Annotated in this window: 24 protein-coding genes; 23 read left to right on the top strand and 1 reads right to left on the bottom strand. The window is 36.6% G+C overall.

The features are described 5' to 3' along the window. Positions 1 to 41 precede the first annotated feature (41 nt). The 13 genes from hisC (at position 42) to JFU23_RS23445 (ending at position 11596) form a co-directional block, all read left to right on the top strand. Entirely contained in the window at positions 42 to 1154 is a 1113-nt protein-coding gene (gene hisC, locus JFU23_RS23380) for a histidinol-phosphate transaminase (RefSeq protein WP_201032802.1), read from the top strand. A gap of 157 nt (positions 1155 to 1311) precedes the next feature. Next, positions 1312 to 2586 carry a 3-phosphoshikimate 1-carboxyvinyltransferase gene (gene aroA, locus JFU23_RS23385; protein ID WP_201032803.1) on the top strand — a complete coding sequence of 425 codons (1275 nt, stop codon included), beginning with the start codon at positions 1312 to 1314 and terminating at the stop codon, positions 2584 to 2586. A gap of 107 nt (positions 2587 to 2693) precedes the next feature. After that, positions 2694 to 3956, top strand: coding sequence for a tetratricopeptide repeat protein (locus JFU23_RS23390; protein ID WP_002086616.1), 1263 nt, complete (start codon positions 2694 to 2696; stop codon positions 3954 to 3956). A gap of 73 nt (positions 3957 to 4029) precedes the next feature. Continuing rightward, a complete protein-coding gene (locus tag JFU23_RS23395; RefSeq protein WP_002086615.1) occupies positions 4030 to 4566 on the top strand; it encodes a ReoY family proteolytic degradation factor in 537 nt (178 codons plus the stop codon). Between the two features lie 153 nt (positions 4567 to 4719). Next, positions 4720 to 5175 carry a YpiF family protein gene (locus JFU23_RS23400; protein ID WP_002064531.1) on the top strand — a complete coding sequence of 152 codons (456 nt, stop codon included), beginning with the start codon at positions 4720 to 4722 and terminating at the stop codon, positions 5173 to 5175. A gap of 144 nt (positions 5176 to 5319) precedes the next feature. After that, positions 5320 to 5832 (top strand): menaquinol-cytochrome c reductase iron-sulfur subunit, encoded by a 513-nt coding sequence (qcrA, locus tag JFU23_RS23405; protein WP_002011835.1) that lies wholly within the window; start codon positions 5320 to 5322, stop codon positions 5830 to 5832. Next, complete coding sequence (gene qcrB, locus JFU23_RS23410) at positions 5833 to 6507, top strand: menaquinol-cytochrome c reductase cytochrome b subunit (protein ID WP_000932700.1); 675 nt, start codon at positions 5833 to 5835, stop codon at positions 6505 to 6507. It abuts the gene before it with no gap. A gap of 43 nt (positions 6508 to 6550) precedes the next feature. Next, a complete protein-coding gene (qcrC, locus tag JFU23_RS23415) occupies positions 6551 to 7318 on the top strand; it encodes a menaquinol-cytochrome c reductase cytochrome b/c subunit (protein WP_002011836.1) in 768 nt (255 codons plus the stop codon). A 512-nt stretch (positions 7319 to 7830) separates the two neighbouring features. Beyond that, positions 7831 to 8421, top strand: a complete 591-nt coding sequence (gene lhaT, locus JFU23_RS23425) for a lipoprotein heptaprenylglyceryl N-acetyltransferase LhaT (protein ID WP_002086612.1) — start codon at positions 7831 to 7833, stop codon at positions 8419 to 8421. A 25-nt stretch (positions 8422 to 8446) separates the two neighbouring features. Next, positions 8447 to 9133, top strand: a complete 687-nt coding sequence (gene lit / locus JFU23_RS23430; RefSeq protein ID WP_002030775.1) for a lipoprotein intramolecular transacylase Lit — start codon at positions 8447 to 8449, stop codon at positions 9131 to 9133. 107 nt (positions 9134 to 9240) lie between these two features. After that, positions 9241 to 10026, top strand: coding sequence for a sporulation protein YpjB (ypjB, locus tag JFU23_RS23435; protein WP_002141040.1), 786 nt, complete (start codon positions 9241 to 9243; stop codon positions 10024 to 10026). 105 nt (positions 10027 to 10131) lie between these two features. Further along, positions 10132 to 10812, top strand: coding sequence for a zinc metallopeptidase (locus JFU23_RS23440; RefSeq protein WP_002086606.1), 681 nt, complete (start codon positions 10132 to 10134; stop codon positions 10810 to 10812). A gap of 133 nt (positions 10813 to 10945) precedes the next feature. Next, entirely contained in the window at positions 10946 to 11596 is a 651-nt protein-coding gene (locus tag JFU23_RS23445; protein WP_002188995.1) for a uracil-DNA glycosylase, read from the top strand. A gap of 28 nt (positions 11597 to 11624) precedes the next feature. Here the strand turns inward: JFU23_RS23445 and JFU23_RS23450 are convergent, their stop codons facing one another. After that, positions 11625 to 12506, bottom strand: coding sequence for a YitT family protein (locus tag JFU23_RS23450; RefSeq protein WP_002011845.1), 882 nt, complete (start codon positions 12504 to 12506; stop codon positions 11625 to 11627). A gap of 391 nt (positions 12507 to 12897) precedes the next feature. Here JFU23_RS23450 and JFU23_RS23455 point away from each other — a divergent pair, with 391 nt between their 5' ends. From JFU23_RS23455 to panD, 10 genes are all read left to right on the top strand, one after another. Then, entirely contained in the window at positions 12898 to 13242 is a 345-nt protein-coding gene (locus tag JFU23_RS23455; RefSeq protein ID WP_002011846.1) for a nucleotide pyrophosphohydrolase, read from the top strand. Beyond that, on the top strand, positions 13239 to 14039 hold the full coding sequence (dapB, locus tag JFU23_RS23460) for a dihydrodipicolinate reductase (RefSeq protein WP_002126457.1): 801 nt from the start codon (positions 13239 to 13241) through the stop codon (positions 14037 to 14039). The genes JFU23_RS23455 and dapB overlap by 4 nt, the downstream gene beginning before the upstream one ends. 15 nt (positions 14040 to 14054) lie before the next feature. Continuing rightward, positions 14055 to 14450, top strand: a complete 396-nt coding sequence (gene mgsA / locus JFU23_RS23465) for a methylglyoxal synthase (protein ID WP_000684753.1) — start codon at positions 14055 to 14057, stop codon at positions 14448 to 14450. A gap of 11 nt (positions 14451 to 14461) precedes the next feature. Next, positions 14462 to 15166: a bacillithiol biosynthesis deacetylase BshB1 gene (gene bshB1 / locus JFU23_RS23470; protein WP_085310101.1), complete on the top strand. Its 705-nt coding sequence runs from the start codon at positions 14462 to 14464 to the stop codon at positions 15164 to 15166. Continuing rightward, entirely contained in the window at positions 15163 to 16308 is a 1146-nt protein-coding gene (gene bshA / locus JFU23_RS23475) for an N-acetyl-alpha-D-glucosaminyl L-malate synthase BshA (RefSeq protein ID WP_002086596.1), read from the top strand. Before bshB1 ends, bshA begins: the two co-directional genes overlap by 4 nt. Continuing rightward, entirely contained in the window at positions 16295 to 17488 is a 1194-nt protein-coding gene (locus JFU23_RS23480; RefSeq protein WP_002086595.1) for a CCA tRNA nucleotidyltransferase, read from the top strand. The genes bshA and JFU23_RS23480 overlap by 14 nt, the downstream gene beginning before the upstream one ends. Beyond that, positions 17473 to 18453 (top strand): biotin--[acetyl-CoA-carboxylase] ligase, encoded by a 981-nt coding sequence (locus JFU23_RS23485; RefSeq protein WP_002086594.1) that lies wholly within the window; start codon positions 17473 to 17475, stop codon positions 18451 to 18453. Before JFU23_RS23480 ends, JFU23_RS23485 begins: the two co-directional genes overlap by 16 nt. A gap of 343 nt (positions 18454 to 18796) precedes the next feature. Further along, complete coding sequence (panB, locus tag JFU23_RS23490; protein ID WP_002126469.1) at positions 18797 to 19633, top strand: 3-methyl-2-oxobutanoate hydroxymethyltransferase; 837 nt, start codon at positions 18797 to 18799, stop codon at positions 19631 to 19633. Continuing rightward, on the top strand, positions 19633 to 20481 hold the full coding sequence (panC, locus tag JFU23_RS23495) for a pantoate--beta-alanine ligase (RefSeq protein ID WP_201032804.1): 849 nt from the start codon (positions 19633 to 19635) through the stop codon (positions 20479 to 20481). The genes panB and panC overlap by 1 nt, the downstream gene beginning before the upstream one ends. 12 nt (positions 20482 to 20493) lie before the next feature. Continuing rightward, positions 20494 to 20877, top strand: a complete 384-nt coding sequence (gene panD, locus JFU23_RS23500; protein WP_000490176.1) for an aspartate 1-decarboxylase — start codon at positions 20494 to 20496, stop codon at positions 20875 to 20877. Positions 20878 to 20881: the final 4 nt, after the last annotated feature.

Genomic DNA, 20881 nt, shown 5'->3' on the forward strand with positions numbered 1-20881 from the left:
GTAAGACATTATAAATCATATCAATGACTGGGGGAAGAAAAGTGAGAGTAAAAGAGCAATTGTTAACTTTGAGAGCATATGTACCTGGGAAAAATATTGAGGAAGTAAAAAGAGAATACGGATTGTCGAAAATTGTAAAATTAGCATCGAATGAAAATCCGTTTGGCTGCTCTGCGCGTGTGACAGAAGCATTAACTTCGTTAGCTAATCAATATGCACTTTATCCGGACGGGGCGGCATTTGAGCTTCGTGAGAAAGTAGCAGAGCATTTAGGTGTAAAAGCGGAACAACTTTTATTTGGTAGTGGGCTAGATGAAGTCATTCAAATGATTAGTCGTGCTTTGCTACATAATGGAACAAATGTTGTAATGGCGAATCCTACGTTCTCGCAATACCATCACCATGCTGTTATTGAAGGAGCAGAAGTTCGTGAAGTACCACTTAAAGATGGCATTCACGATTTAGATGCAATGTTACAACAAGTAGATGAGAAAACGAAGATTGTATGGATTTGTAATCCGAATAATCCGACAGGTACATATGTAGAAAAACAAAAATTACTTTCATTTTTAGAATCAGTTCCAAAGTCAGCGCTCGTTATTATGGACGAAGCATATTATGAATATGCTGGGGCAGAAGATTATCCGCAAACATTACCTCTTCTTGAAAAGTACGAAAATCTTATGGTGCTACGCACATTCTCAAAAGCATATGGATTAGCTGCTTTTCGTATTGGATATGCGATTGGTGATGCAAAGCTTATTGGGCAGCTAGAGGTAGCAAGACTACCATTTAACACATCAACTATCGCCCAAGCGGTAGCATTAGCGGCAATAGAGGATCAACAGTTTTTACAAGAGTGTGTGAAGAAAAATGCCGGAGGATTAAATCAATATTATGCATTTTGTAAGAAATATAACGTATTCTACTATCCATCTCAAACGAATTTCATTTTCTTGAAACTTGGTATACCTGGTAATGAAGCTTTCGAACGATTAATGAAAAAAGGATATATCGTTCGTTCTGGTGCAGCATTTGGTATGCATGATGGTATTCGTATTACTGTTGGATTAAAAGAAGAAAATGATGAGATTATTGAATTACTTACGGAATTTGTAAAAGAACAAGTGAAGAAAGAAGAAACGTATTCTTAAGAAATGGTGGAGGCTCCTGTTACAGGAGCCTTTTTCATTTGAACTGCAATAAGGGGAGTTGTTTGCACGTTCAAGAAAGAAAACGTTACAATAGAAGTAGACGTATAAGAAGAACTATTGTACATATAACTTATTTAAAATGTGAGGAGGATACAGTTTGAAACTAGTAGGACGAAAAAATAGTTTGAATGGGAAAATTGTTGTTCCAGGAGATAAATCTATTTCGCATCGCTCTGTTATGTTTGGAGCGATAGCGGAAGGGACGACGAAAGTATCAAATTTTTTATTAGGAGAAGATTGTTTAAGTACAATTGCATGTTTTCAAAAACTAGGTGTCCAGATTGAACAGTTTGGTAACGATGTCACGATTTACGGTAAAGGATTACATAATTTACAAGAACCGAAAGAAGTATTAGATGTGGGGAATTCAGGGACGACTATTCGTCTTATGCTTGGGATTTTAGCAAATACGCCGTTCCATAGTACGATAATTGGTGATGCATCAATTGGAAAACGTCCTATGAAACGTGTTACAGACCCGCTTAGTAAGATGAATGCTCAAATTGATGGTAGAGAAAACGGACAATATACACCTTTATCTATTCGCGGTGGTAAGGTAAAAGGTATGCATTACCATTCACCAGTAGCAAGCGCACAAGTGAAGTCAGCAGTTTTACTTGCGGGTTTGCAAGGGGAAGGGATTACTACGGTAACAGAGCCCATGCAATCTCGTGATCATACGGAAAGAATGTTGCGTGCATTCGGTTGTACCGTAGATGTTAATGGACGGACTGTTTCATTACAAGGTGGACAACAACTTAAAGGTGCAGACATAGAAGTTCCAGGAGATATTTCTTCGGCGGCATTTTTCTTAGTAGCTGGTGCAATTGTCCAAAATAGTAAGCTTGTATTGGAAAACGTTGGTTTAAATCCGACGAGAACAGGGGTTTTAGATGTATTAACAAAGATGGGTGCACTTATTTCTATCGATCATATTAGAAATGAAGAGTTTGAACCGTGCGGGGATATTACGATTGAAACATCTAAACTAAAAGGAATAGAAATTGGTGGACCCCTTATTCCAAGATTAATTGATGAAATTCCTGTAATTGCTTTATTGGCAACGCAGGCAGAAGGAATTACTGTTATTAAAAACGCTGAGGAGTTAAAAGTAAAAGAAACAAATCGTATCGATACGGTTGTAGATGAATTAGGCAAATTAGGTGCGAAGATTGAAGCTACACCAGATGGTATGATTATATATGGTAAACAAAGTTTAAAAGGAAATACTGTTAATAGTCACGGCGATCATCGTATTGGGATGATGCTTGCAATCGCATCGTGTATTATAGATGGAGAAGTGAAAATAGAGAATAGTGATGCGGTCGCTGTATCGTATCCGGAATTTTTCGAACAATTAGCTGCGCTATGAGAGAAAGTATAGGAAGAGGTAGTTCACTCAAAAGGTTGCGTTCTTACACCTAGTTGCTTATGATAAATGAACAGAAGAGAATATTTTTTGAATTAAAGGAGACGTTTATGCAAAAGTTTGAACAGGCTGTTTCTTATATTGAAAACGGTGAAGCAGAAAAAGGATTACAATTATTAAAAGAACAACTACGAGTTGCTAATGATGAAGAGAAGTATGATATCGCTCGTTACTATCATACACTTGGGTTTATGGATGAGGCGTTAGCAATTACTGAAGACTTACGCTTGCTATATCCGGAAGAAAGTGAATTTACGGTATTTTTAGCAGAATTATATATTGATTTAGATAAAGAAGATGAAGCGATTGAAGTGCTTCATGATATTCCAGAAAACGATGATTTATATGTTCAATCGTTATTACTTGTAGCGGATTTATTCCAAATGCAAGGTTTTGATGATGTAGCAGAACAAAAACTATTAAAGGCGAAAGAAATGATGCCAGACGAACCTGTTATTACGTTTGGGTTAGCAGAATTATATAGTAGTAAAGGTGAAGAGCAAAAGGCGATCACTTATTATGAATCGTTACTAGCAGAACATAAAGTTATGGGTGGTGTTGTCATTGCGCTTCGTCTAGCAGAAACTTTAAGTGCTATTGGAAACTGGGAAGAGGCAATCTCTTACTATGAAGCCGGGTTAGAAGAGCAAAAAGATATTCACTCATTATTTGGATATGCCTTCACATTATACCAAGGAGAAGAATATCAAAGAGCAATTGGTGCTTGGCAAGAATTAAAAGAATTAGATCCTGAATACGCATCGTTATACATGTATTTAGCGAAAAGCTATGAAAAAGAAGGTATGCTTCAAGAAAGCTATGAAACACTTCAAGAAGGAATTAAAGTAGATGAGCTGTCTGTTCCTTTCTATGTAGAATTAGCGAATATTGCGGCGAAATTAGGTAAAATAGCGGAGGCAGAAGAAGTGCTTCAAAAAGCGCTGGAGCTAGATCCGGGACATTTAGGTGCGATATTAAAATATGCGTATATTTTAAAAGAACAAGAGAAATACGAAGAGCTAATTGCAGTTGTAGAGCGTGCAATTGACAGTGGAGAACCAGATACACAACTACTTTGGGATCTTGCATTTGCAAAAAAACAATTAGAAATGTATTCGGATGCATTAAAACACTATGAAAGTGCATATACTTCTTTTAAGAATCATCCAGATTTCTTGGAAGAGTACGGTTATTTCTTATTAGAAGAAGGAATGCGAAAAGAGGCGAAAGAAGTATTTACGCAGTTAATACAACTAGACCCGACACAAATTCATATTGAAGAATTGTTATATAATTTAGAGGATTTTTCATAAGTTGGAAGGAAACTGAATGCCGCTTCTTGAATCTAAAAAGAAAAGAGAAAGACAGAGGAGGGACTTAATCGCTATGAATACCCCTGTTTCTGTAAACGAGAAGAAGGATTTTGTAAAATGGTTTTTGAATAATTACCAACTGAAACAGCGTGAATGTGTATGGATTTTGAATTATTTAATGAGTCACGATCAATTAATGCATAAAGTCCACTTCGTAGAACATGCAAAATATTGTCCGCGTGGCTTAGTAATGTCAGCAAATTGTGTGAAAGACACACCGTTTCACTTTTTTAAACAAAATGTAATGACAACAGATGCAGAAAAATCGTTTCATGATATTCGTTTGAATCGAGATGAGGATATTTATATTCAGCTTAATTTTAAATCATCGTTCCAAAATGCAAACTATGTAGCTGTATTAGAAGAAAACCCATATTTGCCAAAGCATATTGAAGTGAATGAAAAAGATCGATTGCTTGCAGAACGATTTTTAGAAGAAAGTGTATTCTCATTTAGAAGAGAACGTCTTTTGAAACAAATTGATGAAGCTTTGGATAAGCAAGATAAGGAAGCATTTCATAGGTTAACAGCAGAGTTGAAAATTTTATAGAATTCATTTTGATTATGTAATCTTTACGAAATTCAGACTTTTTAAGAAAAACTACTTAATAATAGGTAGTTTTTCTTTTTTTACCTCTTTTAGTATGGTTTAATATATATAAAGTGAAAGTTCTGTTATTTAAAATGGAGGAGGGGAGAAAAGGTGAAATGGATTGTAAAAGATGTAGAACAGTTTGAGCAAGCGAGGGAGTATGTAGATACAGGGATTATACCCCTTTTGTCTATTTCGGCAGCAAAAGGGATGAAAATGGTTGTAGAGCAAGGTGAATTTATTGAGGCTTTGAGTATGGAGTTGGAAAGGGAGTATAAAGGAAGAGTGCTTTTACTGCCCGCATTTACGTATTTGGTAGAGAGCCAAAAGAATGAAAAAGACCGTTTGCAAGAATGGACAGATCATTTGCAAAGGCAAGGTTTTAAGCATATTGCCTATGTGACAAGTGACTTTTCATGGAAAGAAGATATGAGAGATGTGCAGGGTGATTTATTTTGGTTTCCATCGTTATCATTAGAGCAATTTAGTGACCAAGCGAAAAGGGAAGTTATTCGTGCACACATAAAAAATATTATGGAAATGTTGGAAGAAAGATGGATAAAATAATAATAAACAGAAAGTTCTTATTATTATGAGTAGTATGATATTGACCTATACAAGAGGGTATTATATCATGATAGTGTCCTAGTTTTTATTTTTTATATAATTTTTTCACGAGGGGACAATTTCTGATAGAGGGGGGAAATTTTCGTGAGCGAGAAAGAACATCGTGTGTCAAGAAGACAGTTTTTAAATTACACACTTACAGGGGTAGGAGGCTTTATGGCGGCGGGTATTTTAATGCCGATGACGAGGTTTGCGCTTGATCCGGTGTTAAGAAAAGAAGCGGGAACAGATATGGTTGCTGTTGGACAAGTAAAGGATATTACAACAGAGCCGAAGCGCTTCGATTTTAAGGTGAAGCAGGTTGACGGGTGGTACAAGTCTGAAGAGCCAAAATCTGCTTGGGTGCATAAAGATGAAAGTGGAGAAATTGTTGCGTTTTCTCCAGTATGTAAACATTTAGGTTGCACAGTGAACTGGAATTCGGACAAAGCACATCCTAATCAATTCTTTTGCCCGTGTCACGGGGGACGTTACACAAAAGATGGGATGAACATTAAAGGCACACCGCCTCTTGCTCCGCTTGATGTGTACGAGTCTAAAGTGAAAGATGGAACGCTGTATTTAGGAAAAGCGAAGCCAAGAGGGGGTGCAAAGTAGATGCTAAATAAAATTTATGATTGGGTGGACGAACGTTTAGATATTACACCGATATGGCGTGATATCGCTGATCATGAAGTACCTGAGCATGTTAACCCGGCACATCACTTTTCTGCATTCGTCTATTGCTTTGGAGGACTTACCTTTTTCGTTACAGTAATTCAAATTTTGTCCGGAATGTTTTTGACGATGTATTATGTGCCGGATATTAAAAATGCTTGGGAGTCGGTTTATTATTTACAAAATGAAGTAGCTTACGGGCAAATTGTTCGTGGTATGCATCACTGGGGTGCTAGTCTCGTAATTGTAATGATGTTTTTACATACACTCAGAGTTTTCTTCCAAGGTGCGTATAAAAAGCCTCGTGAGTTAAACTGGATTGTTGGTGTTCTTATTTTCTTTGTTATGTTAGGTCTTGGTTTTACCGGATATTTATTACCGTGGGATATGAAAGCGTTATTTGCTACGAAAGTAGGGATTCAAATTGCAGAGCAAACGCCGCTCATTGGTCCTTATATTAAAACATTACTCGCTGGTCATTCCGAAATCGTTGGCGCTCAAACATTAACTCGCTTCTTTGCTATTCACGTCTTCTTCTTACCAGCAGCACTTCTAGGTTTAATGGCCTTCCACTTCATCATGATTCGCAAACAAGGTATTTCCGGTCCGCTATAAGAGATTGCTAAATTAAAGGGGAAAGAACAAAAGGAGGGAGATTATGCATCGCGGCAAAGGGATGAAGTTTGTAGGAGATTCTCGGGTACCAGTAGCCCGGAAACCAAATATTCCAAAAGATTATTCTGAATATCCAGGGAAAACAGAAGCGTTTTGGCCGAATTTCTTGTTAAAAGAATGGATGGTTGGTGCAGTTTTTTTAGTCGGTTATTTATGTTTAACAGTGGCGCATCCGTCACCGCTTGAGAGAATGGCGGATCCTACAGATGCAGGATATATACCACTTCCAGATTGGTATTTCTTATTCTTGTATCAGTTATTAAAGTATTCGTATGCTTCAGGCTCATTTACTGTAATTGGTGCGTTTATTATGCCGGGGATTGCGTTTGGAGCGTTACTATTAGCTCCGTTTCTAGATCGAGGCCCAGAAAGAGCACCATTGAAGCGTCCTGTAGCAACGGGGTTTATGCTTTTAGCAATTGCATCGATTATTTTTTTAACTTGGGAATCTGTAGCACACCACGATTGGGAAGCTGCAAAAAAACAAGGAGCAATTGTAAAAACAGCACCAGTTGATAAAAATGATGACGGCTACAAGTTGATGCAAAAAAATACTTGTTTAACATGTCATGGTGACAATTTACAGGGCGGAGCGGCAGCACCGGCTTTACAAAACTTAACTTTAAAACCAGAAGAAATCGCTAAAATTGCGAAAGATGGAAAAGGTTCAATGCCTAAAGGTGTATTTAAAGGTACAGATGAGGAACTGAAAAAGCTTTCGGAATTCGTTGCAAAGTATAATAAAAAATAATAGAAAAGCTGACTACAAAATCTGTAGTCAGCTTTTTATTTTGCGTGCCCAGCTAAGTTGGGCACTGTTTGATGGTGAAAGGTTTAAATAGAATTCTACAAGGATTCAAAAATTATTATAGCCTATCTTCAATTGGACAGAAGTGGCTCGGTAAAATAGATTGGTACGTCTTAGAACGGCTTAACCTTTTTTGGAATAAGAAAAGAAATGTTCGAAAGAAACATGGTCGTATCAAGGACTTGATGAAGAAAATAACATACACACTCGTGAAAGTAGGAAGCTAGAACAAACTGAAAGCTAAAGAAGGAAGAGCATCGGAAAGCCGTATGAGGGAAAACCTCACGTACGGTTTGATGAGGGGAAGCTGAAACAGAAAAGGGATAGCAAAGCCATCCCTAAAGAAAATTTAATCTGTTTCAGTTTTCTACTCTACGATGACGGAAAGTTTGCTATATAATAGAGTAGAGTTCGATGAAAGAATTACTTTGTTTGAAAGGTGTTGGACATACAGATTGGCTTACTTGTATGCAATGTTAAGGCAACGTTCGGTACTATTATTTTTATTGGTTGTTAACATATTAGGTACAATTTACGGATTCATATGGTATGGAAATCAATTAAAAGAAACCTCACCTATATTTTGGCCGTTTGTACCAGATAGCCCTATGGCGACTCTCTTTTTTGTCTTTGTTTTAATTGCTTTCTTGATGAAGAAGAACTGGGGGTTAATAGAAGCGCTAGCGATAGTTACTTTAATAAAATATGGTGTTTGGGCTGTTGTTGTAAATGCAATTATGATTTATGTAAAAGGCCCTATTGGCCTTATGGGATATATGTTAATGTTATCTCATTTTGCGATGGCAGTGCAGGGAATGTTATATGCTCCGTTTTATCGGATAAAAAAATGGCACTTCACTGTAGCTGGCATATGGACATTACATAATGATGCAATTGATTATTTATTTTGGCAAATGCCGAGATATGGGATTATGCATTTATTTGTAGAGAAAATTGGTTATTTTACGTTTTGGTTAAGTATTGCTGTACTGTGTATTACATATTATTATTGCTTACGTGAGAACCGAAAACAGTTTTCTTTATGATGGTGAGAACATTTAGGGGGAGAAAATGAAGAAAAATAAGAGCGGTATAAACATATTGGATCGATTGATCACTTTAGTAGTTTCCTATAGCATAGCATTTTCTGTTTTCGCTCTCGCGACAACGGTAGTTATATATGGAAAATGGTTGTATTATTTTGAAATTGATTTTTTAAATATTCCAGATTTAGCGGATATGACGAAAGATGAAATTAAGAGAAACTATGATGTGCTTATTACATATTTATCGCCGTTTTATGAAGGTGCATTACAATTGCCGACATTAGATATGTCCACAAATGGACGCATTCATTTTGTAGATGTTAAAAATATTGTAGTCAAGATTCAATATATAATGTATGGAACGATTGTAATTGCTGTATTAGGAGGAGCGTATTTATTAAAAAAGAAAAAGGAAAAGTTTTTACTTCACGGAGCGATTCTTACAATTATTTTTCCAATAGCTCTTACGTTACCAATTGCTATTAATTTTGAAAAGAGTTTCGTATTATTTCATAAGCTTTTATTTAGCAATGATTATTGGATGTTTGATATTGAAACAGATCCGGTTATTTTAATGTTACCGGAAGAATTCTTTATGCATGCTGCATGTATTATTTTATTATTGATTTTAGGTGGTAGCATGCTTTGTTACGGTGTGTATAAATATTTAGTGAAAAAGAAAAGGGTTTCAAAGAAAAAATTCTCTGTTTAAAGAGAATTTTTTTGTTTTCATAGAGATAATATATTTTTTGGTTTTGTTCTGTTCTATTCTTGTCCAATTCCACATATTTTGTACTAGTAGTTATAGGGGGGACCGGGATGAAGAGAACATTAATTGGACTGATAGCATTTCTAATTATAATGTTTCCAGTACGTATATATGCTGAAGAGTGGAGTGAACTAACTGGATTGCTAGATGACTCTTTGCAGTTAGTGAAGAAAAAAGAAGATGAAAAGGCAATACAAGTACTGTACCATTTCTCAGAGCAATTTCTATCAAAGGAGAATGAAAATAATTCAAAAGTAACTCCGGGACAAATTAGAGTCGTTTCTTTAGCATACGATAAGGCGAAACAATCTCTCGCGGAAGATTCAGATAGGCAAGTTAAAGTGGATAATATGTTAGCGTTACAACTTGCTGTTGATGCACAAGTATCTAAATATCAGCCACTTTGGATGGAAAGAGAAAGAAAGATAATGAATGCTTTTTCTCAAGTAGAAAAGGCGATGGAAAAAGAAGATGATGGACAGTTCCAACAGACGCTAAATACATTTTTAAATGAATTTAATATTATTTATCCTAGTTTAATGATTGCTCTGCCAGAAAACGAAGCGCAGCGTGTAAATGCACATTTATCTTATTTGGATGAATTTCGTAACGTTATGTTAAAAACGAAAGGTGGACAAATGCAACTAGGGATTATTAAAGGTGATTTGCAAAAAATATTTCATACAGTAAAAAAAGATGAGATTGCTCCCTCTCTCATTTGGTTTATGACAATTACTGGAGGACTTATTTTGTTCACTTTAACGTATGTTGGATGGAGAAAGTATAAAGGGGAGAGAGAGAAGCGGAGAAGCAACTTGCATTCTAAAGATAGATAATACGCATAAATAAAGATACGGATTGTAAGGTTTATTTATTGACAACGGTGGAAGAAAAAAATAGAATGAGAAGTACTATAATTAAAACTTCAATGGAGGTTTATGATGTTTTATTTAATTTACTTCGCGATCATTTTGATCATACCGTTGTATGCACAGTCAAAAGTACGTAGTGCCTATAGCAAGTATTCACAAGTTTATTCAACATCAGGTATGACAGGAGCGGAAGTGGCTCGAAAAATTTTAGATGAAAATGGATTGTACAATGTAGCCGTAGAAGAAACGCCAGGTCATTTGTCAGATCATTATGACCCGCGTGTAAAGACGGTTAGATTATCGACAGATAACTATTATGGTCATTCAGTTGCTGGTACAGCTGTAGCAGCACATGAAGTAGGACACGCAATTCAAGATGCGAAAGATTATAACTTTATGCGTGTACGCCATTCGTTAGTGCCAGTTGCTAATTTTGGTTCAAACATGTCATGGGTTTTTGTCCTAATTGGTGTATTTGCACAAATGTCTGGTTTGTTGTTACTAGGAATTATTTTAATGGCAGCAGGTGTTATTTTCCAACTTGTTACATTACCAGTTGAGTTTGATGCATCAAAACGCGCAATGCAACAAATTGAAGCACTTGGTATCGTATCAACAGATGAGTACGGTCAAGCTCGTAAAGTATTAAATGCGGCAGCATTAACATATGTAGCAGCAGCTGCTGTAGCAGTATTTGAATTATTACGTCTCGTATTAATTTATACTGGTATGCAGCGTAGCGACGATTAAAGACTATCAATTTTGATAGTCTTTTTTTGTTTTGTGGATTGAATCTTATAATATGTTACAAATGGAAATAATAGAGAGAATATGGGGTATAGAACTAGTTAAAATAAAGATAAGTATGGAATGATGAAAGAAGGTGACGGACATAGAATATCCATATCATTTAGTTAAACAAGTGAAGGAGCGTAGTGCTATATACCAATTAGAAGGTTTTTTAAGTGGACAGGGCCCTAAAAACCCGAAATTAATGCTTGTTGGAGAAGCACCTGGTGAAACAGAAATTCATAATGGGATTCCATTTAGTGGGAGAGCGGGAAAACATTTAATGGAATTTTTAGAACGTATTCACGTTACAAGGGAAGAAGTATATATTACGAGTGCGGTCCGGAGTAGACCTTATAAATGGAGAGAGAAAAGGGAACGAAATGGCGAAATAATACAGAAGAAGTACAATAGAACACCGAATCAAGGTGAGATACTTGCCCATGCACCTTTGCTAGATTATGAACTGGAATTTATACAGCAGCCGGTTATTGTCACACTTGGTAATATTGCATTACAGCGTTTAGTTGGTAAAAATAATAAAATTACGGATGTTCATGGAGAATTGTTAAAGCAACCTGTGCAGCGATTGAAAGATAGCAGCAGTACAGAATTTATTTGGTCAGAAAAAGAATATCATATTTTTCCGACCTTTCATCCAGCTTCTATTTTCTATAATCGGAGTTTGTTGGAGCTTATTTATGAGGATTTGGAGAAACTTAAAAGATTTATAATAAAAAACTAGAAAAGCTACAGAGCTTTTCTAGCTGACTTTAATTATGTAACGGTTTTTTATTTTCATCTAATGTAAATCCTTCACCAACAACATCGTGTACATCACTTACAGCGACAAAGGCATGTGGATCTACTGAAATAATGATATTTTTTAATTTTACGATTTCATTTTTAGCAACAACACAATATAGTACATTACGTTCTATTTTTGTATAGGATCCAACTGCTTTTAAAAAGGTTGCTCCGCGCTCCATTTCTGATAAAATTTTTGAAGCAATTTCATCGTTTTTATCAGAAATAATAGTTGCTCCTTTTGCTGCATAAGCACCTTCTTGCATGAAATCAATAACCTTGGCCCCGATAAAAACAGCAACTAACGTATACATGCCCTCGCGATATGATAAATATGTAAGAATAGAGATAATGATAACGACCGCATCAAACATAAACATCGTTTTTCCCATACTCCAGCCAACATATTTGTGAGCTAGCCTTGCGATAATATCAACACCGCCAGTAGTCCCGCCGTATTTGAATATAATTCCAAGTCCTATGCCGATAAATGCCCCAGCGAATAAAGCAGCCAGTGTCATATCATTTTGCAAGTTTAAATGTAAGTTGAGAACCTCGTAGCGCTGAAACACCCAAAGGAATAAAGAGACGCTAAATGTACCGATTAATGTGTATAAAAATGTTGTTCGGCCGAGTAATTTCCAGCCAATGAAAAATAGAGGGACGTTTAAAATTAAGTTTGTATAGGAAGGATCAAGTGAAAATTTAAAATATAATAATAGCGTAATGCCGGTAAATCCACCCTCTGCAAGATGGTTTTCAATATTGATATTCACAATACCGAAAGAAAAAATAGCGGAACCGATTAAAATAAAAATGATATTCCGAATCTTCAAATTTGATGTCATTTAGAAATCCCCCTAATTATGTAATGATTGCATTACTCCTCTTAAACGATAGAACATAATAATAAGTTATTTCTAGTTGATAGTAAAAATAGAGAATGGTATAAGAGCTTAATTAGTTCAGCCTGATATTGTGCGGAAAAACTGCAAAAGAAAGTTTCACTTTATCCCGTCCCAACGGCTGGTAGAGGGAAAAGCGAAGAAGAAAAGGTCGAACCAGCCGCAGGGACCCGATTGGTTCAGGCTGATCTTTTGCAAAAAACCGCAAAAGAAAGTTTCACTTTATTATAGTCTATCCTAAAAAGAGTCGTAAATAGTGATATGAGGGAATAATATTTGTCAAATCGCGATGAATTGGCTAACATGAAAGAGGAAGGAATAAGAGGTGACTAGTATGGAAGCAAAAACGATGAAAGATATGCAGAAAGAAGTAGATGCATATATCGGTCAATTTAAAGAAGGTTATTTTAGTCCGCTTGCAATGATGGCTCGTTTAACTGAAGAAATGGGAGAGCTTGCAAGAGAGGTTAATCATTATTATGGTGAGAAACCAAAGAAAACGACTGAGAAAGAACGAAGTGTTGAGGAAGAGCTTGGAGATGTTTTATTTGTTATGATTTGTATGGCAAATAGTTTAAATATTGATTTAGAAACAGCGCATAACATTGTAATGAATAAATTTAATACACGTGATAAAGATCGTTGGACACGTATTGATGAGGGAGAGAAAGACGCATGAAAGAAATTAAAGTAATTATCGCTGGACCACGAGGACGCATGGGATATGAAGCAGTCCTTCTTATGGAAAGAACAGCGCATTTCAATTTAGTAGCAGCAATTGATTATAAGCATGGCGGAGAAAAAATTTCTGATTTACCGGGAATGCCAGCGCTAGATGCACCTATTTACGCGGATTTACATACTTGTTTAGATGAAGTAGAAGCAGATGTATTGTTAGATTTAACAACACCAGAAATTGGAAAGAAACATGTGACACTTGCAGTTGAACGTGGACTTCGATCAGTTATTGGTACAACTGGATTTACTGAAGAAGAACTAAAGCAATTAACAGAAAATGCAAAAGAAAAAGAAGTAGGAACAATTATCGCTCCAAATTTTGCGATTGGTGCAGTTCTTATGATGAAATTTTCACAAATGGCAGCGAAGTACTTCCAAGATGTTGAAGTAATTGAATTACACCATGATCAAAAATTAGACGCACCATCTGGTACAGCTGTAAAAACAGTAGAATTAATCCGTCAAAATCGTGTACCAAAAGAGCAAGGGCACCCTAATGAAACGGAACAATTAGAAGGGGCACGTGGTGCAAATGTAGACGGTATTCACATTCATAGCGTACGTCTACCAGGGCTTATTGCACACCAAGAAGTAATGTTCGGCGGAGATGGACAAATGTTAACAGTTCGTCATGATTCATTCAACCGTGCATCATTTATGTCAGGTGTAAAACTATCAATTGAAACAGTAATGAACCTTGATCATCTTGTGTACGGTTTAGAAAATATTATCGACTAAAGGGAGAGACAACGGATGAAAATTGCCTTAATCGCACATGACAAAAAGAAAGATGATATGGTTTCGTTCGCATACGCATATAAACCAATTTTTGAAAAACATGAACTTTTTGCAACTGGAACGACAGGACTTCGTATTATGGAGGCAACTGGTTTAGTTGTAACAAGATATCAATCCGGTCCTCTAGGTGGCGATCAAGAAATTGGTGCAATGATTGCAAAAAATGAGATGGATATGGTGATTTTTTTCCGGGATCCACTAACAGCCCAGCCGCATGAACCAGATGTTAATGCGTTACTTCGTTTATGTGATGTATACGCCATCCCATTAGCAACAAATATGGCAAGTGCTGAAATGCTAATGCATGCATTAGAGCGGGGAGATTTAGATTACCGAAAGTTAAGAAAATGAGGGGAACAATTATGAGTGGATTACATATATTAGCGTTTGGTGCTCATGCCGATGATGTTGAAATCGGCATGGCAGGTACCATTGCAAAGTATACGAAGCAAGGATATGAAGTAGGCATTTGCGATTTAACAGAAGCTGATCTTTCTTCAAATGGAACGGTAGAACTAAGAAAAGAAGAAGCAAAGGCTGCAGCTCGTATTATGGGAGTAAAAACGAGAATTAATTTAGCAATGCCAGACCGTGGCTTGTATATGAAAGAAGAATATATACGTGAAATTGTAAAGATTATTCGTACATATAAACCAACACTAATTTTCGCACCATATTACGAAGATCGTCATCCAGACCATGCTAATTGCGCGAAACTTGTGGAAGAAGCTATCTTTTCAGCGGGAATTCTTAAATATATGCCTGAACTTCCGCCGCACCGTGTAGAGTCTTTTTATAATTATATGATTAATGGTTTTCATAAACCGAATTTTTGTATAGATATTAGTGAATACCTTTCTAAAAAGGTGGAAGCGTTAGAAGCGTATGAAAGTCAGTTTTCAACAGGGAGTGATGGTGTTAAGACGCCATTAACCGAAGGATACGTTGAAACTGTAATCGCTCGGGAGAAGATGTTTGGGAAAGAAGTTGGAGTGCTGTATGCCGAAGGATTTATGAGTAAGAAACCGGTTTTATTACATGCTGATTTAATAGGGGGATGTAAATGAAATTGAAAATAGGTATTACATGTTATCCTTCTGTAGGTGGTTCTGGGGTTGTTGGGACAGAGTTAGGAAAGCAATTGGCGGAACGCGGGCATGAAATTCATTTTATTACATCGGGTGTACCATTTCGGTTGAATAAAGTGTACCCGAACATTTATTTTCACGAAGTAACAGTAAATCAATATTCTGTTTTTCAATATCCACCTTACGATTTAGCATTAGCGAGTAAAATGGCAGAGGTTGCTCAAAGAGAAAACCTTGATATTTTACATGTGCATTATGCAATCCCTCATGCTATTTGTGCATATTTAGCAAAACAAATGATTGGGGAGCGTATTAAAATTGTTACGACCTTACATGGAACGGATATTACTGTGTTAGGTTCCGACCCTTCGTTAAATAATTTAATTCGCTTTGGTATTGAACAATCTGATGTTGTTACAGCTGTGTCACATTCGTTAATTGAAGAAACAAATGAACTTGTAAAACCAGATAAAGAAATTGAGACGGTATACAATTTTGTAGATGAACGTGTTTATTTCAAACGTGATATGTCTCAATTAAAAAAAGAATATGGTATACGAGAAAATGAAAAAGTGTTGATTCATATTTCAAATTTCCGAAAGGTTAAGCGTGTACAGGATGTTGTGCAGTCATTTGCCAAAATTGTAAAGGAAGTAGATGCAAAATTGCTTCTTGTTGGTGATGGACCAGAGTTCTGTACTATTTTACAATTGGTGAAAAGTTTACATATTGAGGAACGTGTCTTATTCCTAGGAAAGCAAGATAATGTTGCAGAGCTTCTTGCGATGAGTGATTTAATGCTACTTTTATCAGAAAAGGAAAGTTTTGGTCTTGTTATATTAGAAGCGATGGCGTGTGGTGTGCCTAGTATCGGAACGAGGGTTGGGGGCATTCCAGAGGTCATTCAACATGGTGAAACAGGATATATATGTGAAGTTGGAGATACAGACGGAATAGCTAAGCAAGCAATTCAGCTACTAGAAAATGAAGAACTTCACCGTAATATGGGAGAGCGAGCGATGAAATCTGTATATGAGCAGTTTCGTTCGGAAAAAATCGTTTCACAGTATGAGGCGATTTATTATGACATACTAAGGGATGACAAGAATGGAAAGATTTAAAAAAGCTAGTTCAATTATTGAGATGTTAAAACAGCACGGACATGAGGCTTACTTCGTTGGTGGAAGTGTACGCGATCTTATTATCGATAGACCGATTGGAGATATCGATATCGCAACATCTGCTTTACCAGAAGAAGTAATGGCTATTTTCCCAAGACATGTTCCGGTTGGTCTTGAGCATGGAACTGTAATTGTTGTAGAAAATGGTGAACCGTATGAGGTAACTACTTTTCGAACAGAAAGCGAATATGAAGATTTTCGAAGACCTAGTAGTGTTCAATTTGTCCGTTCATTAGAAGAGGATTTAAAACGACGTGATTTCACGATGAATGCAATTGCAATGACAGAGGAAGGCGAAATGGTTGATTTATTTGCTGGGAAAGAAGCGATTCGTCTGAAGGAAATTACAACGGTTGGAGATGCTGCAGACCGTTTTCAAGAAGATGCACTGCGAATGATGCGTGGTATTCGGTTCGTAAGTACGTTAGGTTTCTCTTTGGAAATAAAGACGAAACAAGCAATTGAAACGTATGGGCATTTGCTCGAACATATAGCGATTGAAAGAATTACAGTTGAATTTGAAAAATTGTTGACCGGTACATATTGTGTGAATGGTCTTCAAGAGTTAGTAGAAACTAAGCTATTTTCTCATCTGCCATATTTGCAAATGTCAGAAGAAAGACTCTTGAAAGCTACGCAGTATAAATGGGATTCTTTCGAAACAGACGTTGAGGCGTGGGCATTTTTCTTATATTGTATCGGAGAAGAGCATCCATCTGTCTTTTTGCGTCAATGGAAGTTCTCGAATAAAAAGATTAAAGATATCGTAGCGGTTTTATTAGCAATTCGTTCTAGAAAGGAGAAGGAGTGGGATACAATCCTTCTTTATAAAACTGGGATTCGCATCGCTGAGATGGCGGAAAGAGTATATGAAGCGATAATAGAAAGTTATAATAGTGCGTCTGTTAAGCAAGTACAATCATTATTTCATGCATTGCCGATAAAAAATCGTCAAGAAATGAATGTGACTGGTAATGATTTATTAAGCTGGACAGATAAAAAGCCAGGTCCGTGGGTTGCCGAAATGCTTCAAAATATTGAAGAAGCAATCGTACAAGGAGATTTAGTTAATAAGAAAGAGGATATAAGGGAGTGGCTACAAAGATGCAATCTACTATAAGAAAGCAGTTATTACAAGTTTTTTCTGAAGCAGATGGTGCATTTGTATCTGGTCAAATACTTAGTGACAAACTTGGTTGTTCGAGAACCGCTGTATGGAAGCATATGGAGGACCTTCGTAATGAAGGGTATGAACTAGAAGCTGTACGCCGCTTAGGGTACCGAATTGCTAGTAAACCAGATAAAGTAACTGCGAATGAGATTCAATTAGGATTACAAACAGAGCGTATCGGTAGAACGGTTTATTTTGAAGAATCGGTTGAGTCTACTCAGCATATTGCAGCGAGACTTGCTTATGAAGGCGCAGAAGAGGGAACAATTGTCGTTGCTGAAGAACAAACAGCAGGTAGAGGACGTTTAAGTAGAAAATGGTATTCCCCAAAAGGAACAGGAATTTGGATGAGTATTATTTTGCGTCCCTCGATTCCAGTTCATCATGCACCACAGCTCACTTTATTAGCAGCTGTTAGCGTAGCGCAAGCAATTGAAAAATGTACCGGTGTAAACGTAGGGATTAAATGGCCGAATGATATTTTAATTCAAGGTAAAAAAGCTGTCGGTATACTAACGGAGATGCAAGCTGATCCAGATAAAATTAATGCTGTTATTATGGGAATTGGCATTAATGCAAATCAGAAACAAGAACATTTTGATGAGGAAATTCAGCAAATTGCAACTTCATTAGCAATTGAATCTGGTAAGCCGATTGTTCGTGCGGAACTTATGCAACAAATTTTCTTGCAACTAGAGAAATTGTATGAAGAGTATTTAAAAAATGGCTTCTCTGTTATTAAAATTCTTTGGGAAAGTTACGCAGTAAGTATCGGAAAAGAAATTACAGCTCGAACGATGAAGGAAACTATTAATGGGCTAGCAAAAGGAATTACGGAGGATGGTGTATTGTTACTTGAGGATCATCAAGGACAAGTGCACCACATTCATTCTGCTGATATAGAAATTAAGTAAAAGAAGTTCCTATTTTGGAGCTTCTTTTTGTCATTTAGATACTAATAAATTTCACATACCGTAATAGGGATAAAAAATTATTTTTTCGAAAAAATGTAGCAATTCCTTTTCAGAGTTTGCTATAATTATTTCGAATATGGGCAGTATCAAAGCGAACTGCACCATTATTTTACGCAGTATGAAAAAATAATAATTTGGATTCTGCCTTGATCCAATAACGGACTGGGACAGAGGGATGAATAATGCCGACTAACACACAACCCTTCTGCCCTTTTATGGCCAGAGGGGTTTTTTTATATGATTTCGGCCATCTCCTCTCTCCTGCATAAAGGAGGAGTAGTTTTTGAAAACAAAAACAGATTTTTTGAAAATGAAAGAGCAAGGTGAGCCGATTACAATGCTAACGGCGTATGATTATCCATCTGCTAAATTAGCAGAAGAAGCTAAAGTCGATATGATTTTAGTGGGTGATTCTCTAGGAATGGTTGTACTTGGGTATGATTCAACAGTTCCAGTAACAGTAGAGGATATGATTCATCATACGAAAGCTGTACGCCGCGGAGCGAAAGAGACGTTTATTGTAACTGATATGCCATTTATGTCTTATCATGTCTCATCGCAAGATACGATGATTAATGCACGTCGCATTGTTCAAGAGAGCGGGGCACATGCATTAAAGGTAGAAGGTGCTGGAGAAGTTATATCAACTATTCACTACTTAACGAATGCGGGAATTCCCGTTGTGGCGCATTTAGGTTTAACTCCTCAATCTGTAGGAGTGCTAGGTGGGTATAAAGTACAAGGGAAAGATGCTGAAAGTGCAAAAAAATTAATAGAAGATGCAAAGAAATGTGAGGAAGCTGGTGCGATAGCACTTGTGCTAGAATGTGTGCCAATGCAATTAGCAGAAATTATTTCAGAGCAGTTAACAATTCCTACAATCGGAATTGGAGCAGGACAAAAAGTAGATGGGCAAGTTCTTGTATACCACGATCTTATCTCGTACGGCGTAAATCGTGTTCCGAAATTTGTTAAGCAATATACGTCTGTTCAAGAGGAGATTGTGCGAGGGATTTCGCAATACGTTACTGAAGTAAAGACAGGGCAATTTCCTGAAGAAAAACATTCATTCACAATGAAAGAGGAAGAGTGCTTAGCGTTATACGGAGGAAAACAATAATGAAAATCATAACTACAGTGCAAGAGATGCAGCAAATTACAAACGAACTGCATGCAAGTGGAAAAAGTATCGGTTTTGTTCCAACGATGGGGTATTTACACGAAGGGCATGCTACGTTACTACGTAAGGCAAGGGAAGAAAATGAAATTGTAGTTTTAAGTGTATTTGTAAATCCACTACAATTTGGACCAAATGAAGATTTAGATCGATACCCACGTGATATTGATAGAGATGAAAATGTAGCAAAAGAAAATGGTGTTGATTATTTATTTTATCCGAGTGTAGAAGAGATGTATCCAGCAGAACAAACGACAACAGTAGCAGTTGTGAAGCGTACCGACGTATTATGTGGCAAACAAAGACCTGGTCATTTCGCTGGTGTTGCGACTGTACTAATGAAACTATTTAATATTACATTGCCAACGCGTGCTTATTTCGGTATGAAAGATGCACAGCAAGTAGCTGTAATTGAAGGATTCGTAACTGATTTTAATATTCCCGTTACGATCGTACCAGTTGATATTGTAAGGGAAGAAGATGGATTAGCGAAAAGTTCTCGTAATGTGTATTTATCACTAGAAGAACGTGAAGAGGCTCCTCATTTATACGGCAGTCTATGTATAGCGAAAGAACGAATTGAGGCAGGCGAACGTAATCCGGAAATCATTATGAATCTTGTGAAAGAGCATATTGAGAAGTATACGAAAGGCACTGTAGATTATGCTGATTTATATGCATATCCTTCATTAAAAGCAATAAATAAAATTGAAGGAAGAATCATTTTAGCGATTGCAGTTAAGTTTGAAAATGTACGATTAATTGACAATATAACATTAATGGGGAAATAAGGGGGAGCATCTATGTTTCGCACAATGATGAGAGCGAAGTTACATCGTGCAACTGTAACAGAAGCAAATTTAAATTATGTAGGTAGTATTACAATTGATGAAGATTTAATGGATGCGGTAAATATTGTAGAAAATGAAAAAGTACAAATTGTAAATAACAACAATGGAGCTCGCTTAGAGACATATGTTATTAAAGGAGAGCGCGGTAGCGGTGTTGTGTGTTTAAATGGTGCAGCTGCAAGGCTTGTACAACCGGGGGATAAAGTTATTATTATTTGCTATGGTTTAGTGGCAGAAGAAAATATTCATAAACAAGAGCCGAAAATTGCAGTATTAGACGATGATAATCAAATTATTGAAATGTTAGGTGCTGAAAAAGCTGGCACGATATTATAAGTAG

Origin of the sequence: Bacillus sp. TH50, assembly GCF_016650565.1 — a bacterium.
In the GTDB taxonomy this organism is placed as follows: domain Bacteria; phylum Bacillota; class Bacilli; order Bacillales; family Bacillaceae_G; genus Bacillus_A; species Bacillus_A mycoides.